This is a genomic window from Sphingomonas sp., assembly GCF_050725575.1.
Classification (GTDB): Bacteria; Pseudomonadota; Alphaproteobacteria; order Sphingomonadales; family Sphingomonadaceae; genus Sphingomonas.
In genome coordinates, this window is the sequence record NZ_JBOHHW010000022.1 from 1 (window position 1) to 20,042 (window position 20,042).

Sequence of the window (20,042 nt, forward strand, 5' to 3'; positions counted from 1 at the left end):
CGTAGAACTCGGTCGCCTTCTGGCTGCCGACCGGCAGATAGTTCATCAGCACATCGGCCTTGCTCTCGCGCAGCGCGGCGACGACTTCGGCCTTGGTCGGTTGCGGCAGGTCGGCGACGATGAAGGTGCGGTCATCGGCATAATCGGCCATATGGTCGGCGACGCCGTCCAGGACATTGCCCATCTTCACCTTGACGCCGCTCGGCGGGACGTCCGCACAGAACACCGCGGTGCAATTCGGCTTGGCGAAGATCGCGTCGGACACGTCCACGCCGACCTTGCGCGTATCAACGTCCCATGCGGCGACGACCTTGATATCGCTCGGCTTGTAGCCGCCCAGATCCCAATGCATCAGACCGACATGGTCGTTCGATCCCTTGTGGTAGAAAGCGAGACCCTGGACCAGCGAGCTGGCGCAGTTGCCGATGCCGATCACTGCGACATTGATGGTTTTCATGGTTGAGGTAGCCCCTTCGATATTCAAATGATGGTGTGGCGGATGGCGACCATATAGGTGCCGATGGTCATGTATTCACGGGTGCGGCGCCGCCCGGATGCACCAGGTCAGCCTCGACGCGCCGATGCCAGACGAGCGTGGCAATGATCAAGAGGGTTAACGGCACGATCTCGAACCACCAGAACAGGCGGGGATTCCCCACCAGACAAGCGACGAAGATCGCCAGAACGCGCATATTGGCGCTTTCCAGCGCCATCAATTTCATCACCGGCGCGGCGCGCAGGCCATAATCCAGGCCGAAGCGTGCCGGATCGCGGCTTGAGCGGAGCGCCTGATCGAACCGGCCCGCGACCCGGTCGACTCCATGCGAGATCGCGTCATAGCAACGTTCGAGCAGGCCACCGGTCCGTGCCGGTGGCGACTCGCCCGAATCTCCCCGCACGCGGCGATGGAAACGGGCGCGTTCCGCCTCATACAGGCTCGACTGGACGATGTGCGCGGCGCCCGCGACGATCGCCAGCGCCCAGCCTTCGCCGGTGCCGATCGACGTCGCGATCACGATATAGATGAGGATGAAGACGCCATGGTCGCAAATGCCGTCGAGCAGGCGGCCAAAGGCGCTGGCGGTCTGAGTCGCGCGCGCCACCATGCCGTCCAGACCATCGGCGATCAGCCAGCCGATCGACAGGATCAGGCCGATGACCGCAGCGATCGGCGTATCCCAGTTCCAATAGGCGATGGCGGCGCCGATGCCGAGGGCAAGGCCAATGAATGACACCGCATTGGCGGACACGCGCCATGCAAGCGCTACCGGGAGGAGCCGCCGAGCGGTGGGATGGATCAGCCAGAGATTGGTTGGATCTTCTATCCGCCTGTCTCGGGTGCCGTCAGGCGTTGGGGGTGTCATCGGATCGCCGTCATGCCGACATGACAGTGTTTTTGCAAGAGACGACGCGACGAACGGTGACGTAGCCGGTACGCCACCGCCGTAACGTCTTTTTGCAGGACAGCGCTACAGGCTGCGTCCGATCAACTCTTTCATAATCTCGTTGGTTCCGCCGTAAATCCGGCTGACCCGCGCTGCGCGCCACATCCTGGCGATGGGATATTCGTTCATATAGCCGGCCCCGCCATGCAGCTGCAGGCATTTGTCCATCACCTCCCATTGCAGTTCGGTGTGCCATAATTTCGCGGCGGCGCCCTCGGTCGGCGTCAGCTCGCCCCTCAGGTGGCGCGCGATCGCCCAGTCGAGATGCGCCCAGCCGACCTGCAGCTTGGATTTCAGATCGGCGAGCACGAAGCGGGTGTTCTGGAAATCGAACACCATGCCGGCAAAGGCCTTGCGGGTCTTGGTGAATTCGACCGTCTCGTCGAACGCCTTTTGCGCCGATGACTGAGTCCCGACCGCGATCGACAGCCGTTCCTGCGGCAACTGGCTCATCAGGTAGATGAAGCCCTTGCCCTCCTCGCCCAGGCAATTGGTCATCGGCACCCGGACATCCTCGAAGAACAGTTCCGACGTGTCGGCGGCGTCCTGGCCGATCTTGTCGAGCTTGCGACCGCGCTTGAACCCCTCGCGATCGCTTTCGATCAGCAGGATCGACATGCCCTTATAGGCCGGCTTGGCATCGGGATCGGTCTTGGCGACGACCAGGATCAGGTCGGCATTCTGGCCATTGGTGATATAGGTCTTGGATCCGTTGACGACATAATGATTGCCGTCCTTCTTGGCCGAGGTGCGGATCGCCTGCAGGTCGGATCCGGTGCCCGGCTCGGTCATCGCGATCGCCGTGATCGTCTCGCCCGACACGAAGCGCGGCAGCCACTGCTTCTTCTGCTCCTCCGATCCGTAGGCGACGATATAGTCGCACACGATGTCGCTGTGCAGCGTGAAGCCGGCCGGCACGCCATTATAGGCGAGCTCTTCATTGACGATCGAATTATAGCCGAAATCGAGGCCCAGCCCGCCATATTCCTCCGGCACGGTCGGGCACAGCATGCCGATCTCGCCCGCCTTGCGCCAGAATTCCTTGGGGACGAGTCGCTTCTCCTCCCACTCGCCGACATTGGGCACGCCTTCCTTTTGCAGGAAGCTGCGCACCGTCTGGCGAAACGCTTCATGATCTTCGTTATAGGCGAAGCGGCCGGGGATGGCGTCGAGCATCGGTTAAGTCCTCTCTTGCAACCTTTTCCCCGGTTTGAGCGGCCTTGACGTTTAGGTCAAGGCGCGTTTGCCGTCTCCGGCGAAGCCGACAAAGACTCTCTAACGCTCGACAGCGCGGGTTAGGGGGGTATGCTTAGCCAAAACCTAGGAGACCCCATGAAACTGGCCAGCCTCAAGCACGGGCGCGACGGAAAACTCGTCATCGTCTCCAATGATCTCGCCTGGTATGCCGATGCCAGCCATATCGTCCCCACGCTGCAAGGGGCGCTCGATGACTGGGACCGGTTGCTGCCCGACCTGCAGAATCTCGCCACCGATCTCGAACATGAGATGATCCCGATGCGGCGCTTCCACGAAAAGGACGCCGCTTCGCCGCTGCCGCGCGCCTATCAATGGGCGGATGGCTCGGCTTATGTGAACCATGTCGCTTTGGTGCGTCAGGCGCGCAATGCCGAGATGCCGGAGACCTTCTGGCACGATCCGCTGATGTATCAGGGCGGCTCGGACGGCTTTCTCGGGCCGCGCGATCCGATCCCGCTCGCTGACGAAGCCTGGGGCTGCGACCTGGAAGGCGAAGTGGTGGTGGTGACCGGCGATGTGCCGCTCGGCGCGAGTCGCGACGAGGCACTGGCGGCGGTGCGGCTGGTCGGGCTGACCAACGACGTGTCGCTGCGCAATCTGATTCCGGGTGAACTCGCCAAGGGCTTCGGCTTCTTCCAGTCCAAGCCGGCCAGCGCCTTCTCGCCGGTGTTCGTCACCCCCGACGCGCTCGGTGACTGGTGGAAGGACGGCAAGCTCCACCGCAAGCTGATGGTCGATCTCAACGGCAAGCCGTTCGGCCGTGCCGAGGCGGGCGTGGACATGACATTCGATTTCGGCACGCTGATCGCGCATGCCGCCAAGTCGCGCGCTCTGGGTGCGGGCACGATCATCGGCTCGGGTACGGTGTCGAATCGCGACAGCGACGGCGGCCCGGGCAAGCCGATCGCCGAGGGCGGTGTGGGCTATTCCTGCCTCGCCGAAGTGCGCACGGTCGAAACGATCAAGGGCGGCAAGCCGGTCACGCCGTTCCTGACCAAGGGCGACACGGTGCGCATCTGGGCCGAGGACGACAAGCATCACGCGATCTTCGGCGTGATCGAACAGACCGTCGGCGGCTAACGCGTTCCTCCCCGGCACGGGGAGGGGGACCAGCGAAGCAGGTGGAGGGGGTGTGCCGGGAGTGCCGCCCGCGGCGAGCCCCCTCCACCATTCGCCGGAAGAGGCGAATGGTCCCCCTCCCCGTGCCGGGGAGGAGTGTCTTTGACTTCGGGTGACCCAATTGGTGAACCGAACGGTACGATGGGCACAGTCGGCCCCTCGCCAAGCGCGTTGAAATTTTATAACAAGGGGACGATCATCGATTCCACGCGTTTGCCCGGATTGGGGCGGCGCTGAAAAGACTGGAGAGGCCATGGCAAGCGACATTCCGCGCGCCAATCTGAAACCTTTGTCGCTGTACGTGCCGGAGCCCAAGTTCCGCCCCGGCGACGTGGTCGACTTTACCGAAGTGGCGATCCCTGCGGCCGGCTCGGTCCGCCGCCCCGACACTGCCGATCCCGCCGACAGCTTCATCGATCTCGCTTATGAGCTGGTCCGCGTGCTCGACCATGAAAATCAGGCGGTCGGCCCATGGAATCCGCGCCTGTCGCCCGACACGCTGCGCGCGATGCTTCGCAGCATGGCACTGGTTCGCGCGTTCGACGAACGCATGTTCCGGGCACAGCGCCAGGGCAAGACCAGCTTCTACATGAAATGCACCGGGGAGGAGGCGGTCGCCGTCTCCGCTGCCTATGCGCTCGATTATGAAGACATGTGCTTCCCGTCCTACCGTCAGCAGGGTCTGCTGATCGCGCGCGGCTGGGACATGGTCGACATGATGAACCAGATCTATTCGAACCGCGGCGACCGGCTGCAGGGCAAGCAGCTGCCGATCATGTATTCGGTCAAGGAAGCCGGCTTCTTCTCGATCTCTGGCAATCTCACCACGCAATATCCCCAGGCGGTGGGCTGGGCGATGGCGAGCGCCGCCAAGGGCGATACGCGCATCGCCGCGACCTGGTGCGGCGAGGGCTCGACCGCGGAGGGCGATTTCCACTCCGCCTGCACCTTCGCCAGCGTCTATCGCGCGCCGGTGATCTTCAACGTGGTCAACAATCAATGGGCGATTTCGAGCTTTTCCGGCTTTGCCGGCGCTGAATCGACCACCTTTGCGGCGCGCGCGGTCGGTTACGGCATTGCCGGCCTTCGGGTCGATGGTAACGACGCACTCGCCGTCTATGCCGCGACCGCCTGGGCGGCGGAGCGCGCGCGCACCAATCAGGGCCCGACCCTGATCGAGCATTTCACCTATCGCGCCGAGGGGCACTCGACCTCCGACGACCCCGGCCAGTACCGCTCCGAGGGCGAGCCGACCGCCTGGCCGCTCGGCGACCCGATCAAGCGGCTGAAGGACCATCTCATCGCGATCGGCGAATGGGATGAGGACCGCCATGCCGCACAGGACAAGGCGCTCGCGGAGGAGGTGAAGGCGGCACAGAAGGAAGCCGAAAAGAACGGCATTCTCGGCCACGGCCTGCATCAGCCGCTCGATTCGCTGTTCGACGGCGTGTTCGAGGAAATGCCGTGGCACCTGAGGGAGCAGCAGGCGCAGATGATCGCTGAAGAAACGGCCTCGGGACGCCCATGGGCACGCAAGTCATGAGTGAGACGATCGAAACCATCGCCGCGGACGCCGGCGAGCCTGCCCTTGGCGGTGAAACCACCCGCATGAACATGATCCAGGCGATCAACTCCGCGATGGAAGTGGTGATGGCGCGCGATCCGAACGTGATCGTGATGGGTGAGGATGTCGGCTATTTCGGCGGCGTGTTCCGCGCCACCGCCGGCCTGCAGGAAAAATTCGGCAAGACCCGCGTGTTCGACACGCCGATCACCGAATGCGGCATCATCGGCGTCGCGGTCGGCATGGGCGCCTATGGCCTGCGCCCGGTGCCGGAGATCCAGTTCGCCGACTATATCTATCCCGCGCTCGACCAGCTCGTGTCGGAAGCGGCGCGGCTGCGCTATCGCTCGGACGGCGAATTCACCGCGCCGATCACGGTGCGCTCGCCGTTCGGCGGCGGCATTTTCGGCGGCCAGACGCATTCGCAGAGCCCGGAGGGCATCTTCACGCACGTGTCGGGCATCAAGACGGTAATCCCGTCGACGCCCTATGACGCAAAGGGACTGCTGATCGCCGCGATCGAGGATAATGATCCGACGCTCTTCTTCGAACCCAAGCGCATCTATAACGGCCCGTTCGACGGTCATTGGGATCGCCCGTCGCAGAACTGGTCGAAACATCCTGCCGGCGAAGTGCCGACCGGCTATTACAAGATCGAACTGGGCAAGGCGAACATCGTCCGCGCCGGCGACGCGCTGACCATCCTCGCTTACGGCACCATGGTGCATGTCTGCATGGCGGTGGTGACCGATTCCGGCGTCGATGCCGAAATCATCGACCTGCGCACCCTGGTGCCGCTCGACATCGAGACGATCGAGGCGTCGGTGAAGAAGACCGGCCGCTGCATGATCGTGCATGAGGCGACGCGCACCGGCGGCTTTGGTGCGGAGCTGTCGGCGCTGGTGCAGGAACGCTGCTTCTATCATCTCGAAGCACCGATCGAGCGCGTGACCGGCTTCGACACGCCGTATCCGCACAGCCTGGAATGGGCGTATTTCCCAGGTCCTGTGCGGATTGGTGAGGCGCTGAAGAAAGTGATGCGGGACTAGCTTCCCGGACGACCCACCCCGCGCGCTGATGCCGCGAAGTCGAAAGGCGGGGCTGGATACAGGTTTTTCGACTTCGCTCGAAACGAACGGATGACTGGGATGGCACGCTTCGAATTCAAACTGCCCGATATCGGCGAAGGCATTTCCGAGGCGGAGATCGTCGCGTGGCACGTCAAGGTCGGCGACCGGGTCGAGGAAGACCAGGGCCTGGCCGACATGATGACCGACAAGGCGACGGTCGAGATGGAATCGCCCGTCTCCGGCACGGTGATCGCGCTGGCCGGCGAAGTCGGCGACCAGGTGTCGATCGGCTCGCCTCTGGTGGTGATCGAGACCGACGCGGCCGAGGATCACGCCCCGGCAAGCGATGCGGCGGCCCGCGCCGAACTGGCGCAGGATGTCGCCGAGCAGATGGGCGCGGAAAACCCCGGTGCGGAAGAAGTGCAGATCCTCCCCGGTACGGGGAGGGGCATCAGCGAAGCTGGTGGAGGGGGTGTGCCAAGCAGCGTTCCGCCTGCGGAAGCCCTCCTCCACCATTCGCCGGAAGAGGCGAATGGTCCCCCTCCCCGTGCCGGGGAGGAGCCTAAGGCCGTTCTCCACGCCCTCGCATCCCCCGCGGTCCGCGCCCGCGCGGTCGATCTCGGCATCGACCTCACGCAGGTGAAGACCGAGGGCGACCGCGTGCGCCATGCCGATCTCGACGCGTTCCTGCGCTATGGTGCGGGCCAGGGCTATCAAGCGCCGCACGCCAGCAATGCGCGCGCCGATGAGCCGATCAAGGTTATCGGCATGCGCCGCAAGATCGCGGAGAATATGGCCGCGTCGAAGCGCGCCATCCCGCACTTCACTTATGTCGACGAAATCGACGTGACGGCACTCGAGGAGATGCGCGCCGATCTCAACAATAATCGCGGCGGCCGGCCCAAGCTGACCATGTTGCCGCTGCTGATCGTCGCGATCTGCAAGACCATCCCCGATTTCCCGATGATCAACGCGCGCTATGACGACGAAGCGGGCGTGGTCACGCGCCACGGCCAGATCCATCTCGGCATGGCGACTCAGACTCCGGCCGGCCTGATGGTCCCGGTGATCCGCGATGCGCAGGACCGCAATGTCTGGCAGCTCGCGACCGAGATCGCTCGCCTTGCCGAGGCGGCGCGCGCCGGCAAGGCCAAGGTCGAGGAATTGTCGGGCTCGACCCTGACCATCACCTCGCTTGGCCCGCTCGGCGGCATTGCCACCACGCCGGTGATCAACCGCCCGGAAGTTGCGATCATCGGCCCCAACAAGATTGTCGAACGGCCGGTCTTCGACGGTGACGAGATTCGCCGTGCCAAGCTGATGAACCTGTCGATCAGCTGCGACCACCGCGTCGTCGATGGCTGGGACGCGGCAAGCTTCGTCCAGGGGCTGAAGAAATATCTCGAAACCCCGGTGCTGCTTTTCGCCAATTGATCCCGCGCAACGCGGAAACCGGCCGGGGATGAGGGGCGAGCCAGCTGTCTTCTACAGCCCGAGCTTTTTCTCCAGCCAGCGCGCAGCCTCTTCCGGTGACGCCTTGTCGGTATCGCGGTCGACCATATAGTTCGCCTCGCGCATCGCCTCGACCGGCACCTTGCCGATCAGCGGCTGCAGCGCGGCGGCGAAGCGCGCATCCTGCGCGCGGCGCGGCGCAAGCAGCAGGATCGCGTCATAACCGGGGATCGCGCCCTTGGGGTCGGTCAGCACGGTCAATTTGTCCGCCGCGATCCGCCCGTCCGAGGAAAAGGCGGGAATGACGTCGGCAGTGCCGCTGGCCAACGCGCGGTACATGAAGGTCGGCTGATAGGGCTGCGCCGAGGCGAAGCGCAGGCCGTACGCCTTGCGCACGGCCGTCCATTCGGGCCGTTCGAGGAACTCGATATCGGTGGCAAGCTTCAGTCTGGGCGCGATCGCGGTCAGGTCGGCAATGCTCGTCACGCTGCGCCGCGTCGCATCGGCGCCACGCATCGCAAAGGCATAGCTGTTCTCGAAGCCGAGGCTGCCGAGCAGCCGCACGCCATGCTGCTTCGTCGCCCAGGCGCTGACCCCGGCGATGATCGCGGCGCGCGGCGGCACGTCGCTGCGCTTCATCTCGTTGGTCCAGATCGTGCCTGAATAATCGACATAGACATCGACATCGCCGCCCGCGGTCGCGTTGAACGCGACCACCGATCCCAGCCCCTCGCGATACTCGACGCGGTATCCGGCCTGTTCCAGCCGGTGGCCGACCAGCCGGGCGAGGATATATTGCTCCGAAAAGCCCTTCGCCCCGACCACCACCGTCTCGCCGCCACGCGGCCACATCGGTGCCAGCGCCGCGATCACGCCAAGCGCGAGCACGCCGCCGGCGATCCATACGCGCAGCCGCTTGCGCACCGCGATGCCGTGCTCGATCACCCCGAGCAGCGCATCGACCGCCAGCGCCAGCGCTGCCGCGCTGAGACAACCGGCCAGCACCAGTGCCCAGTTCTGCGTCTGCAGCCCGGCAAAGATCATGTCGCCAAGGCTCGGCTGCCCGACCGTGGTCGACAGCGTGGCGGCGCCGATCGTCCACACCGCGGCAGTACGGATACCGGCCATCAGCACCGGCGCGACCAACGGCGCTTCGACCAGCCGCAATTTCTGCCACGCGGTCATACCGACCCCGTCCGCTGCCTCGATCACCGCCGGATCGAGTCCGATCAGCCCGGTGACGCCGTTCCGAAGGATCGGCAGCAGTGCATAAAGGGTGAGTGCAAGCAGCGAGGGCAGAAAGCCCAAGGCAGGAATGCCGCCGCCGATCAGCGTCGAGAGCGACAACAGCAAGGGATAGAAGAGCGCGAGCAGCGCCAGCGACGGGATCGTCTGGACCAGGCTGGCGAAGCCCAGCGCGACGCGCGCGACCAATGGACGGCGCGCCGACCAGATCGCCAGCGGCAGGCTGATCACCAGCCCGAGCGCAAGCGCGGATGCGGCGAGCAGCAGATGCGCGGCAAGCAGGTCGGGCACCCGCGCGAACGCCGCGAAGAACGGGCCGCTCAAGCGCCGCGCTCCAGTGCGATCAGCCGGCGGCTCTGCTCGCGCGGCACCGCGACCAGCGCATCGGCCGCCGCACCGCCCTGGCCGGCAAGCAGCTCACGCGGGCTTGCGTCAGCGACGATCTTCCCCGCCTCCATCACCAGCACTCGGTCAGCGAGCAGCAGTGCTTCGGCCATATCGTGCGTGACCATGATCGTGGTCAGCCCCAACCGGTCATGCAGCGCGCGGATCGCCGTGCCGAGCTGGTCGCGCGTCACCGGATCGAGCGCACCGAACGGTTCGTCCATCAGCATCAGCCCCGGCGCGGTGGCCAGCGCGCGCGCGACACCGACCCGCTGGCGCTGCCCGCCCGACAGTTCGTCGGGCATGCGTGCGGCAAAACCGGCGGGCAGGTCGACCAGGTCGAGCAGTTCGGCCACACGCGCCACCTGGCTTGCCTTGTCGCCCGCGTTCGACAGTTTCAGGCCGATCGCGATATTGTCCGCCACGCTCAGATGCGGGAACAGGCCGATATTCTGGAAGACATAGCCGATCCGGCGGCGCAGCGCGTGCGGCTCGACCGACAGCACCGCTTCACCAGCGATGGCGACGGTGCCCGCGCTTGGTTCGATCAGCCGGTTGATCATCTTGAGCAGAGTCGATTTGCCCGATCCCGATGCGCCGACCAGCGCGACGAAACTGCCCGCGGCGATCACCACCGACACCGAATCGACCGCGGTCGTTCCGCCCGGATAGGATTTGGTGACGCCGTCGAACGCGACCGAAGGACCTGGCTTGGTGTCTGGCATCGGCGGCAACTGTGCGGGAGGAGCGGCGGCGCGTCAACGAAGCGTGATTCAACCTCGGCGTCGATTGTGCCAGCACGATGACGGATGGTCGCGATTCGGCGGCCATTCACGCTCTTTCTCAGGAGGACCTGTCCGATGCTGTGGCGCTCGCTGTTCCGGCAAAACAGGGAGGACGATCTCCCTGTTACGCGGTCGTCGCTCCCTGTTATGCGAATAACAGGGAGATTGCCGATCAAGTGACGGAAAATGCTTCATTATTTTTCCGGAGATTTCCAACATAACAGGGAGAAAACCGGCAAAAAATATTATCCGGCGATAACAGGGAGGATCAGGGAGTAACAGGGAGACCCCCGGCACTGGTGAAGACCGGGCGGTGCAATCCCCGGCTTGTCCAACGCGCTCCCGTTCCGCATAGATCGCGGCGAAATTGACACGATGGGTGCCGGAACTGGCCCGACATCGACAGCGAAGAGGGAAACAGGATGGCGGACGGCGTGCAGCAGGCGATCTTCATCACTGGCGGCGGATCGGGAATCGGGCGGGCGACGGCGATCCTGTTCGCGTCGCGCGGCTGGCGGGTCGGGCTCGCCGACGTCAACACGACGGGCCTGTCCGATACCGCGGCGATGCTGCCGGCGGGCATGGTCTCGACTTATCAGATGGACGTGCGCGACCGTGATGCCTGGGTCGCCAGCCTCGATGCCTTCACCGCGACCAGTGGCGGGCGGCTCGATGTGCTGTTCAACAATGCCGGGATCGGCACCGGCGGGCCGATCGCGCAGATGAGCTTCGACGATATGGACCGCACCGTCTCGATCAACCTGATGGGGGTGCTGAACGGCGCGAAGATCGGCCATGCCTATCTCGCAAAGACACCCGGCTCCTGCCTGCTCAACACCGCATCGGCTTCGGCCATCTATGGCTCGGCCGGCCTCGCGCCCTATTCCGCGACCAAGTTCGGCGTGCGCGCACTGACTGAGGCGCTCGACGGCGAATGGGCGGCCGACGGGATCAAGGTCCGCGCGATCGTCCCGGCCTTTATCGAAACCCCGCTGCTCAACTCGCCCGCCGGCGGCTCGAACCGCTCGATCCGCGAAACCGTGACTGGCGCGGGTCTCGAACTGACCTCGGCCGATGTGGTGGCGCAGGCCGCCTGGGACGCGGTGCATGGCGACAAGGTCCACACCTATGTCGGCAAGACCGCCCACCGCATGGCCTTTGCCGCCCGCTGGATGCCCGGCAAGCTGCGCAAGATGATGCGCCGCGGCGTCGGCGCGGCAGCGGAGTAAAAGCTCCTCCCCGGTACGGGGAGGGGGACCAGCGCAGCTGGTGGAGGGGGCGTGCCGGCAGCGCTACGCTTGGGGAGGTTCCCCTCCACCATTCGCCTGAAGAAGGCGAACGGTCCCCCTCCCCGTTCCGGAGAGGATTAAGAAACCAATCCGTCGATCGCCTCGGCCATGTCCACGTCACGGTGCGACAAGCCGCCGGCGTCGTGCGTGGTCAGCAAGATCTCGACCCGGTTCCACACATTCGACCATTCGGGGTGATGGTCGGCCTTTTCGGCGAGCAGGGCGACGCGCGTCATGAACGCGAACGCCTCGCTGAAATCGGCGAAGGTGATGGTGCGCGTGATCGCGTCGCGCGCCTCGTCATAATCCCACTCGTCCAGCGCATCGAGCGCTTCGGCGCGGTCTTCTTCGCTGAGCGGTTCGATCGTCACGGCGTCCTCCTGCTGGCGCCACTTGCGCCTTGGCCTTATGGCATAGCCGATGGCCACACCCGATCAACCCAACCGAAGAGAATCCCGCGCACCCGACGCGCAAGCGATCGAAGACATCGCGCTGCGCACGCTGGAAAGCCTGCCGGCCGAGTTCCGCGCGCATCTCGGCGATGTCGTGCTGATCGTTGAGGATCTCGCCGATGAGGAGACGCTCGACGCGCTCGGCATCGAACATCCGCTTGACCTGACCGGCCTTTATCATGGCCGGCCGCTGGGCGAGAAATCGTCGATGGAATCGGGGTCGCTGCCCGACCGCATCCATCTCTATCGCCGCGCGATCCTGGAGGAATGGGTCGAGACCGGGGTCGGGCTCGACGCGCTGGTGAGCCATGTCATGATCCATGAGATCGGCCATCATTTCGGCCTGTCCGACGCGGACATGCATGCGCTGGAGGACGCGGCCAGTTGAGCCTGTCCGGCCAGGATGACGGGCTCGCCTTCCATGCTGTGGCGTGCGCGCGAGGCGGGCGGACCTTGTTCGAGGACCTCTCGTTCGCGCTGAAGCCGGGCGCGGCGCTGCTCGTCACCGGCCCCAATGGCGTGGGCAAGTCGAGCCTGGTGCGCGTCGCCGCGGGCCTGCTGCAACCGGCTTCGGGCCGGATCGATGTGCGTGGTGACCGGGCTTTGCTGACCGAGGCAAGCGCGCTCGATCAGGATCTGACATTGGGTCGGGCGCTGGGTTTCTGGGCGTCGATCGACGGACGGCCCCAGGCGGTGAGCGACGCGCTCGCGGCCTTTGATCTCGGCGCCCTGCACGATGTGCCGGTCCGCCTGCTCTCGACCGGCCAGCGCCGGCGCGCCGCACTGGCACGGGTCGCGGCGAGCGGGGCGGGGATCTGGCTGCTCGACGAGCCCGCCAATGGCCTCGATACCGCGGCAGTCGGCCTGCTCGAAGCGGCGATCGCCGCGCACCGAGCACAGGGCGGTCTCGCGCTGGTCGCAACGCATCTGCCGATCGCCGTGCCTGGTGCGCAGTCGATCGTGCTGGAGGGGCGGGTATGATCGGCGCGCTGGTCCGGCGCGACCTGCGCCGCGCCTGGGCCGGCGGCGGGGTGACGCTGGTGGTCGCGTTCTTCCTGCTCGTCGCGATCCTCTTTCCCTTTGCGGTCGGGCCCGATGCGGTGCTGCTCGCCAGGGTCGGCGGCGGAGTGATCTGGGCCGCGGCGCTGCTCGCGGCACTGCTGCCGGTCGAGCGGCTGGTCGGCCCCGACGCCGATGCCGGCGTGCTCGATCAGCTGGCGGTGCGCGGCGTGAGCATGGCGAGCGTCGCTGCGGCCAAGATCGCCGCGCACTGGCTGAGCTTCGGGCCGCCGCTGATGCTCGCCGCGATCATTGCCGCGGGCCTGCTTGGGCTGCCGCTCGACACATTGCTTGCGGTCGAGCTCGGGCTGCTGATCGGCACGCCCGGCCTCGCGGCGCTGGCGGTCGCGACCTCGGCGCTGGTCACCGGCGTGCGCGGCGCGAGCGCGGTCGCCGGGCTGGTGATGCTGCCGCTGGCCGTGCCGCTGCTGATCTTCGGCGCCGGGTCGATCGAGGGTGGCGCGGGCGCAGTGAAGCTGCTCGCCGCGGTCAGCCTGGTGTTGCTCGCCGGCGCGCCGTTCGTGGCCGGGGCGGCGATTCGCGCCGGAATGGACTGAGGCGAGCCTGTTACCGGCTCCACCGCGCAAAGATCGCGGTCGGCAGCAACAGCCCGCGCGCTTCCTCGCGCACCACCAGTTCGCCCGCCTCGACCGTACCGCCAAGATCGGCCAGGGCCTGGCGCAGCAGCTCGCCGATCGCCAGCGCCGACATGCGCACGGCATAGACGGTGAGGAACAGGAAGCGCGAATCCGCGTCGAGCAGTTTGCGGCAATCGGCGATCAGGCCGGGCAGGCCTTCCTCCAGCTTCCACATTTCGCCTTCCGGCCCGCGGCCATATTTGGGCGGGTCGAGCAGGATGCCGTCGTAACGCCGGCCACGCCGCACCTCGCGCGCGACGAATTTGGTGCAATCGTCGATCATCCAGCGCACCGGCTTGTCGCTCATTCCCGACAGCGCGGCATTGGCGCGTGCTGCCTCGACCGATTTCTTCGATGCATCGACATGGACCATCTTCACGCCCTTGTCGGCCATCGCCAGCGTGCCGACGCCGGTATAGCCGAACAGATTGAGGCACTCCGGCGCTTCGACACCGGCCACGCGCTCGCGCATCCAGCTCCACACCGGCGCCATGTCGGGGAAGAAGCCGAGATGGCGGAACGGCGTGTTCTGCGCGGTAAAGGTCACGCCATCCCATTTGAGCGGCCAGCCTTCGCGCGGTACCGGCTCATTATACTCCCAGCGTCCGCCGCCATCCTCGTCGGATCCGGGCACGAACTCGCCCTGCGCGCGCCAGTCGGGATTGGCCGGCGCCCACAGCGCCTGGCCTTCGGGCCGGATGAAGCGGAAGCGACCATAGCGCTCAAGCTTGCGGCCATGACCCGAATCGATCAGGCCATAATCCGCCCAGGGCTCGCCGATCAGGGTCTGGAGCTCCATGCGCCTAAACTGCCACCGCCCGCTCGGCGATATAGGCGGTCACGGCGTCGAACGTGCCGGGCAGGCTGTCATAGCGTTCCTGCCGCTCGAACAGATCGCCGATCCGCGCTGGCAGTGTCGGTCGCACGCCCGTCGCGCGCTCGACCGCATCGTCGAACTTGGCCGGATGCGCCGTCGCCAGCGTGACCACGGGGATCTCGCCAAGATCGGCACGCCGCGCGGCGGCCAGGCCGATCGCGGTATGCGGGTCGATCACTTCGCCCGACGTCTCGCACGCCCAGCGCATCGCCAGCGCCATGTCGTCCAGGTCGATCCGGTCGCTGCCGAACAGTCCTGCCGCACCCTCGCGCTGCGCATTGGTCAGGCGCATGGCCTTGCTCGATTCAAAGCCGGCCATCTGTGCGGCAAGAGCAATGCCGTCGCGACCGCCGAGATCGAACAGCAAGCGCTCGAAATTGCTCGAGACCTGGATGTCCATCGACGGGCTCGGCGTTGGCACCACGGTGCCTTGCGAATAATCGCCATCGGCGAGCGCGCGGTGGAGGATGTCGTTGACGTTGGTCGCGACGATCAGCTTCGCGACCGGCAGGCCCATCTTCGCCGCGACATAGCCGGCAAAGACATCGCCGAAATTGCCCGTCGGCACGGAGAAGGCAACGGGCCGCTCGGGCGCGCCGAGCCGGACGGCGGCGTAGAAATAATACACCACCTGCGCCATCAGTCGCGCCCAGTTGATCGAATTGACCGCCGACAGCGCGAAGCGGCCGGAGAAGTCGGAGGAGTTGAACATCGCCTTCACCAGCGCCTGGGCGTCGTCGAAGCTGCCGTCGATCGCGATATTGTGGATGTTGGGCGCCAGCACCGTGGTCATCTGGCGCCGCTGCACGTCGGACACGCGGCCCTTGGGATGGAGCATGAAGACATCGACGCCCTCGCGCCCGGCCAGCGCATCGATCGCCGCCGAGCCGGTATCGCCCGAGGTCGCGCCGACGATGGTGACATGCTTGCCCGACCCGCTGAGGAAGCGTTCGAACAGCAGCCCGAGCAGCTGCAGCGCGACATCCTTGAAGGCGAGCGTCGGCCCATGGAACAGTTCTAGCAACCAGTGGCGCTGGTCGAGCTGGACCAATGGGGTCACGGCGGCATGCGAGAAGCGGCCATAGGCTTCGGTGCACAGCGCGCGCAGCTCATCGTCGCTCAGCACCCCGGCAACGAACGGCGCCATAACCGTGACGGCAGTGTCGACATAGGACATGCCGCGCATCGCCGCGATCGTCTCGGTCGAGAGCGTCGGCCAGCTCTCGGGCAGATAGAGCCCACCATCGCTGGCGAGGCCGGCCAGGGTGACCTGCTGGAAATCGAGGATAGGCGCGGTGCCGCGGGTGCTGATGTAACGCATGGCCTTGGCGACTAGCGGCGTGGGCGCAGAGTCACAAGCCAGTCGTCTCGGTGCGCGTCCGCCGCCTGAGCGCGAGCGCATAGATGATCCCGGCAATGGTCGCGAACACGAACCATTGCACGGCATAAGCGAGATGATTGTTGGGCACCGCCGACAAATCGGGCTCGGGGTTGGCGTCGAGCCCGGCAAGCGGCGTATCGGTGACCAGCATCAGCGTCTTGGGATGTCCGAGACCGACCAGCGAGGCAATCAGCGGCTGATCGTCGGGCGCGTGCGTGATATAGCCATGCACGTCGCCACCGGTCCATGTCGGCTTGGCGTCGGGCGCCCGCGCCAGGCCGATCTGCACGGTCATGCCGGGACCTTCGGCGCCGGTGCGGCACTGCGCGATCTGCCGCCAGCCGGTCGCGCCCTTGGCGTTGCGCCCGGCGCGGTTGCTCCAGCCGACCGGCTGCAGGCAAAAGGCGCCGGCCTTGCGGAACAGCAGCGACTCATCGACCGGAATGGCGGGAAAGGCGATCGGCGGCAGCGTGCGGTTCGCGGCATATTGCGCGATCAGCGCTTCCTTCTCGCCCTTGCGCTGCAACTGCCAAATGCCGAGCGCGATCATGATCGCGATGGCGAGGCCGACGATGATCGTCGCAACGATCGGAATCCGCTTCACGCGTCTTCGCCCTTCAGCCGGCCCTCGCGCGCGGCATTGCGATATTCGAGCGCGATCAGCACGCCCTTGGCGGCACGCAGCGATCCGACCACGCCGGCCGCGGTCACCGGGATCCAGATCAGCATGTGCAGCCAGAGCGGCGGATGCAGCGTCAGCTCGGTGGTGATCGCCATCGCGACGACGATTGCGCCGAGGATCAGGGTCAGGAATGCGGCGGGGCCATCGCCGACGTTGAAGCTGTCGAAATCGAGGCCGCAACTGGGGCAATTCGGCGCGAAGGCGGCAAGGCCGGCGAACAGCGTCTTTGCGCCGCACCGCGGGCAAAGTCCCTTGATTGCGACCTGGGTCGGCGTCGGCGCCGTGGCAAGGTCAGGCGCGGCCGACACACCATGGATCGGGTTGATGGTCGACCGGAACGCCGGACTCGTCGGGCGCCGGGAAGCGCGCCTTGAAGGTGAAGGCCTGAGCCGTCGGGCCATAGCGGTCGAGCCGCCACAGCCGTCCCAGCGCTTCGTCGATCGTCGGGATATGGCCGGCGGGAATCCACCACAGCGCCTGATAGGCGCCGTCGAAGCGATCGAAGAATTCGCGCCGCCGCGCCATGATCGGCGTGTGTGCGCTGCGATAGACGAAGTCGAACAGCGCATCGGCATCGCGCCACACCGACATGTTGACCGCGAACAGCGGGTCGGATGTCGGCCGGATCGCGGTCGCGTTGCCGCTATCGTCCTGCAGCCGCCAGATGAAGCCCGGCGACGCGTCGGCAATGGTGTTGACCCGGTCGAGTGCGGCCATGAACGGCTCGACGCGCGGGTCGCCGGGCGGTGCAACGAACCGCCCGACATTGACCTGTGCGAGATGCCAGGCCTCGCTCACCCGCCGTGGACCGGCGCGCCCCAGCCGCCCCAGACATAGATGGTGACGAACAGGAACAGCCACACCACGTCGACGAAGTGCCAATACCAGGCGGCGGCTTCGAAGCCGAAATGCTGGCGAGGCGTGAAGTCGCCCTTATAGGCGCGCACCAGGCAGACGATCAGGAAGATCGTGCCGATCAGGACGTGGAAGCCGTGAAAGCCCGTCGCCATGAAGAACGATGCGCCATAGTTGATGCCCTTGAACGGGAACGGCGCGTGCATGTATTCATACGCCTGGATCGAGGTGAACAGCGAGCCGAGCAGGATGGTCAGCCACAGACCCTTGAGCACGCCGTCGCGGTCGCCCACGCCGAGCAGGCCCCACAGGCCGGTTTTCTCGCCGCCGCGCTGACCATGGATCAGTGCATGATGCGCCCAGGTCACGGTCGTACCCGAGGTTAGCAGGATGATCGTGTTGAGCAGCGGCAATTCGAAGGCGTTGATCACTTCGATGCCCTTGGGCGGCCATTGCGCGGCTCCCGCCACGGCATCGGCGATCACGCTCGTCGCACCATCCGCATACTGGATCGCGGCCGGGAAGAGCGAGAAGTCGAAGAACGCCCAGAACCAGCCGACGAAGAACATCACTTCCGAAGCGATGAACAGGATCATGCCGTAGCGCAGGTGAAGCTGCACCACCGGGGTATGGTCGCCGGCATGCGCTTCCTTGATCACGTTCGCCCACCAGCTGAACATGGTGGTCAGCACGCCCGCCACGCCGAGGAAGAAGACGATCCCGCCGCCGTTCGGCTTGCCGACATGGCCGCCATGCATCCACATGATGCCGCCTGCCGCCATCGCCAGCGCCGAAAAGGCGCCGATGATCGGCCAGATGTCCGGTGCGAGGATGTGGTAGTCGTGGTTCTTGGCGCCGGCCATGCGTCGGTCCCTTGTTGAGATAGGCTGTTCGTAGGTGCTCTAGCTTGCGACGTCGCCGGAATCCACCGGGTAAAATGTGTAGCTGAGCGTGATCGTCTTGATGTCCTTCGCGTCGGGATCATCGAGCATTTTCGGATCGACGAAGAAGATCACCGGCATGCGCGCGGTTTCGCCCGGCTTCAATGTCTGCTGGGTGAAGCAGAAGCACTGGATCTTGGTGAAATACTTGCCCGCCTGGGCCGGGGTGACGTTGAAGGTCGCGGTCCCCGTGACCGGCTTGTCCGAGGTGTTGGTTGCGGTGAAGAAAGCCATGTCGCGCGCGCCGACATCGACCGTCTCGGACGGATGCTCGGCGGCGAACTTCCATGGCAGCTTTGCGCTGACATTGGTGTCGAAGTCGATCTGCACCCGGCCCGCACCGGCGACGGCGCCCGGCGCGACCAGGCCGCGCTGCGTCGTGCCGTTGAGCCCGGTCGCCGCGCAGAACATACTGTAGAGCGGCACGCTGGCAAAGCCGAGCCCGGTCATGAAGCAGACGCCGAGTACGGCGAGCAATGCGGTGCGGACCGGCGGGGTCAATGCGCGATTCCCGCCTTGATCTTCACGATGGTGATCGCGAACACCAGGATGACCAGTGCGCCGAGGATCAGCCCCATCACGGTCGCGCGCGAACGCTGGCGTGCGCGGATCAGTTTTTCGGTGTCGGGCTTGAGGTCGGGCATGATGTCAGATCCAGTGATCGACGACGAGCGCGCCGAAGAGAATGAAGAGATAGAGGATCGAATAGGCGAACAGGCGCTTTTCCGGGCGCATCGCGTCGTCGGCGCCGGTGATGCGCAGCGCCACATTCAATGCCATCGCGCTGAACACCGCGGTCGTGACGATCGCGACGAGGCCGTAAAGCGCGCCCGCTAGGCCAAGCGGCCAGGGTGCGATCGCTGCGGCGGCCATCGGCAGGGTGTAGAGCCCGATCTGCACCCGGGTGGTGCGCTCGCCCGCGACGACCGGCAGCATCGGCACGCCGGCGGCGGCGTAATCGGTCTTCATGAACAGCGCGAGCGCCCAGAAATGCGGTGGCGTCCACAGGAAGATCAGCGCGAACAACAGGATCGGCAGGGTCGCGACGTCACCGGTCGCGGCGGCCCAGCCGATCAGCGGGGGAAAGGCGCCGGCGGCGCCGCCGATAACGATGTTCTGCGGCGTGCGGCGCTTCAGCCAGATGGTGTAGACGAAGACATAGAACAGGATCGACGCAGTCAGGATCGCCGCGGCAACGAGATTGAGCGCCAGGCCCATCAGAATCACCGAAAAGGCGGCAAGGCCGACGCCGAAATGCAGTGCCGACTGGCGGTCCATCCGCCCGGCGGGAAGCGGCCGGCCGGCGGTGCGCTTCATCACTTGGTCGATATCGGATTCATACCATTGGTTGAGTGCGCCTGCCGCACCCGCGCCAAGCGCAATGCACAGGATCGCGGTGAAGCCGAGCACCGGGTCGATCGTCACCGGCGCGGCGAGCATGCCGCACAGCCCGGTGAACACGACAAGGCTCATCACCCGGGGTTTGGTCAGGGCAAGAAAGTCGCGCCAGTCGGCGGGCAAGGTGAGAGTCGCGGAGGTCATGATTG

General features: G+C 65.7%; 22 protein-coding genes and 1 pseudogene. 8 read left to right on the forward strand and 15 right to left on the reverse strand.

Translation table 11 applies throughout. The annotated features are described in order from the left end of the window. The 3 genes and pseudogenes from ACRECS_RS15160 to ACRECS_RS15170 all read right to left on the reverse strand — a co-directional run. Positions 1–457: pseudogene (locus tag ACRECS_RS15160) on the reverse strand (inositol-3-phosphate synthase); the annotation flags it as partial. A 67-nt stretch (positions 458–524) separates the two neighbouring features. After that, entirely contained in the window at positions 525–1,250 is a 726-nt protein-coding gene (locus ACRECS_RS15165) for a CDP-alcohol phosphatidyltransferase family protein (RefSeq protein ID WP_431583788.1), read from the reverse strand. A 219-nt stretch (positions 1,251–1,469) separates the two neighbouring features. Continuing rightward, a complete protein-coding gene (locus tag ACRECS_RS15170; RefSeq protein ID WP_431583789.1) occupies positions 1,470–2,621 on the reverse strand; it encodes an acyl-CoA dehydrogenase family protein in 1,152 nt (383 codons plus the stop codon). A 156-nt stretch (positions 2,622–2,777) separates the two neighbouring features. Between ACRECS_RS15170 and ACRECS_RS15175 the strand changes: the two genes are divergently transcribed. From ACRECS_RS15175 to ACRECS_RS15190, 4 genes are all read left to right on the forward strand, one after another. After that, on the forward strand, positions 2,778–3,782 hold the full coding sequence (locus ACRECS_RS15175; protein ID WP_431583790.1) for a fumarylacetoacetate hydrolase family protein: 1,005 nt from the start codon (positions 2,778–2,780) through the stop codon (positions 3,780–3,782). A gap of 292 nt (positions 3,783–4,074) precedes the next feature. Continuing rightward, positions 4,075–5,364 (forward strand): 3-methyl-2-oxobutanoate dehydrogenase (2-methylpropanoyl-transferring) subunit alpha, encoded by a 1,290-nt coding sequence (locus ACRECS_RS15180; RefSeq protein WP_431583791.1) that lies wholly within the window; start codon positions 4,075–4,077, stop codon positions 5,362–5,364. 65 nt (positions 5,365–5,429) lie between these two features. Continuing rightward, on the forward strand, positions 5,430–6,434 hold the full coding sequence (locus tag ACRECS_RS15185) for an alpha-ketoacid dehydrogenase subunit beta (RefSeq protein WP_431583867.1): 1,005 nt from the start codon (positions 5,430–5,432) through the stop codon (positions 6,432–6,434). A 99-nt stretch (positions 6,435–6,533) separates the two neighbouring features. Continuing rightward, positions 6,534–7,889 (forward strand): dihydrolipoamide acetyltransferase family protein, encoded by a 1,356-nt coding sequence (locus tag ACRECS_RS15190; protein WP_431583792.1) that lies wholly within the window; start codon positions 6,534–6,536, stop codon positions 7,887–7,889. A gap of 51 nt (positions 7,890–7,940) precedes the next feature. On the opposite strand, the gene ACRECS_RS15195 is transcribed toward ACRECS_RS15190, so the two are convergent. Next, complete coding sequence (locus ACRECS_RS15195; protein WP_431583793.1) at positions 7,941–9,476, reverse strand: ABC transporter permease/substrate-binding protein; 1,536 nt, start codon at positions 9,474–9,476, stop codon at positions 7,941–7,943. Further along, positions 9,473–10,261, reverse strand: a complete 789-nt coding sequence (locus ACRECS_RS15200; protein WP_431583794.1) for an ATP-binding cassette domain-containing protein — start codon at positions 10,259–10,261, stop codon at positions 9,473–9,475. The genes ACRECS_RS15195 and ACRECS_RS15200 overlap by 4 nt, the downstream gene beginning before the upstream one ends. 482 nt (positions 10,262–10,743) lie before the next feature. Here ACRECS_RS15200 and ACRECS_RS15205 point away from each other — a divergent pair, with 482 nt between their 5' ends. Further along, a complete protein-coding gene (locus ACRECS_RS15205) occupies positions 10,744–11,550 on the forward strand; it encodes an SDR family oxidoreductase (protein ID WP_431583795.1) in 807 nt (268 codons plus the stop codon). A 137-nt stretch (positions 11,551–11,687) separates the two neighbouring features. Here ACRECS_RS15205 and ACRECS_RS15210 read toward each other — a convergent pair whose 3' ends face one another. Further along, positions 11,688–11,981, reverse strand: a complete 294-nt coding sequence (locus tag ACRECS_RS15210) for a 4a-hydroxytetrahydrobiopterin dehydratase (protein WP_431583796.1) — start codon at positions 11,979–11,981, stop codon at positions 11,688–11,690. A gap of 49 nt (positions 11,982–12,030) precedes the next feature. Here ACRECS_RS15210 and ACRECS_RS15215 point away from each other — a divergent pair, with 49 nt between their 5' ends. From ACRECS_RS15215 to ACRECS_RS15225, 3 genes are read left to right on the forward strand one after another with little or no spacing between them, the layout of a single operon-like run. Beyond that, the gene (locus ACRECS_RS15215) at positions 12,031–12,450 is read left to right on the forward strand and encodes a metallopeptidase family protein (protein ID WP_431583797.1); all 420 of its coding nucleotides are present in this window, start codon (positions 12,031–12,033) and stop codon (positions 12,448–12,450) included. A 2-nt stretch (positions 12,451–12,452) separates the two neighbouring features. Beyond that, entirely contained in the window at positions 12,453–13,043 is a 591-nt protein-coding gene (gene ccmA, locus ACRECS_RS15220) for a heme ABC exporter ATP-binding protein CcmA (RefSeq protein WP_431583868.1), read from the forward strand. Then, positions 13,040–13,678 carry a heme exporter protein CcmB gene (locus ACRECS_RS15225; protein WP_431583798.1) on the forward strand — a complete coding sequence of 213 codons (639 nt, stop codon included), beginning with the start codon at positions 13,040–13,042 and terminating at the stop codon, positions 13,676–13,678. Before ccmA ends, ACRECS_RS15225 begins: the two co-directional genes overlap by 4 nt. 10 nt (positions 13,679–13,688) lie before the next feature. On the opposite strand, the gene ACRECS_RS15230 is transcribed toward ACRECS_RS15225, so the two are convergent. The 9 genes from ACRECS_RS15230 to ACRECS_RS15270 are packed head-to-tail and all read right to left on the reverse strand — an operon-like array spanning position 13,689 to position 20,037. Beyond that, entirely contained in the window at positions 13,689–14,558 is an 870-nt protein-coding gene (locus ACRECS_RS15230; RefSeq protein WP_431583799.1) for a class I SAM-dependent methyltransferase, read from the reverse strand. Between the two features lie 4 nt (positions 14,559–14,562). Further along, the gene (gene thrC, locus ACRECS_RS15235) at positions 14,563–15,957 is read right to left on the reverse strand and encodes a threonine synthase (RefSeq protein ID WP_431583800.1); all 1,395 of its coding nucleotides are present in this window, start codon (positions 15,955–15,957) and stop codon (positions 14,563–14,565) included. Positions 15,958–15,988: 31 nt separating this feature from the next. Continuing rightward, on the reverse strand, positions 15,989–16,621 hold the full coding sequence (locus ACRECS_RS15240; RefSeq protein WP_431583801.1) for an SURF1 family protein: 633 nt from the start codon (positions 16,619–16,621) through the stop codon (positions 15,989–15,991). Further along, complete coding sequence (locus ACRECS_RS15245) at positions 16,618–17,007, reverse strand: DUF983 domain-containing protein (RefSeq protein ID WP_431583802.1); 390 nt, start codon at positions 17,005–17,007, stop codon at positions 16,618–16,620. Before ACRECS_RS15245 ends, ACRECS_RS15240 begins: the two co-directional genes overlap by 4 nt. Further along, positions 16,991–17,497, reverse strand: coding sequence for a DUF3291 domain-containing protein (locus tag ACRECS_RS15250; RefSeq protein ID WP_431583803.1), 507 nt, complete (start codon positions 17,495–17,497; stop codon positions 16,991–16,993). Before ACRECS_RS15250 ends, ACRECS_RS15245 begins: the two co-directional genes overlap by 17 nt. Then, the gene (locus ACRECS_RS15255) at positions 17,494–18,417 is read right to left on the reverse strand and encodes a cytochrome c oxidase subunit 3 (protein WP_431583804.1); all 924 of its coding nucleotides are present in this window, start codon (positions 18,415–18,417) and stop codon (positions 17,494–17,496) included. The genes ACRECS_RS15250 and ACRECS_RS15255 overlap by 4 nt, the downstream gene beginning before the upstream one ends. A gap of 39 nt (positions 18,418–18,456) precedes the next feature. Beyond that, on the reverse strand, positions 18,457–18,996 hold the full coding sequence (locus ACRECS_RS15260; protein ID WP_431583805.1) for a cytochrome c oxidase assembly protein: 540 nt from the start codon (positions 18,994–18,996) through the stop codon (positions 18,457–18,459). Beyond that, entirely contained in the window at positions 18,993–19,139 is a 147-nt protein-coding gene (locus ACRECS_RS15265; RefSeq protein ID WP_431583806.1) for a hypothetical protein, read from the reverse strand. The genes ACRECS_RS15260 and ACRECS_RS15265 overlap by 4 nt, the downstream gene beginning before the upstream one ends. A 4-nt stretch (positions 19,140–19,143) precedes the next feature. After that, positions 19,144–20,037 (reverse strand): heme o synthase, encoded by an 894-nt coding sequence (locus tag ACRECS_RS15270; RefSeq protein WP_431583807.1) that lies wholly within the window; start codon positions 20,035–20,037, stop codon positions 19,144–19,146. Positions 20,038–20,042: the final 5 nt, after the last annotated feature.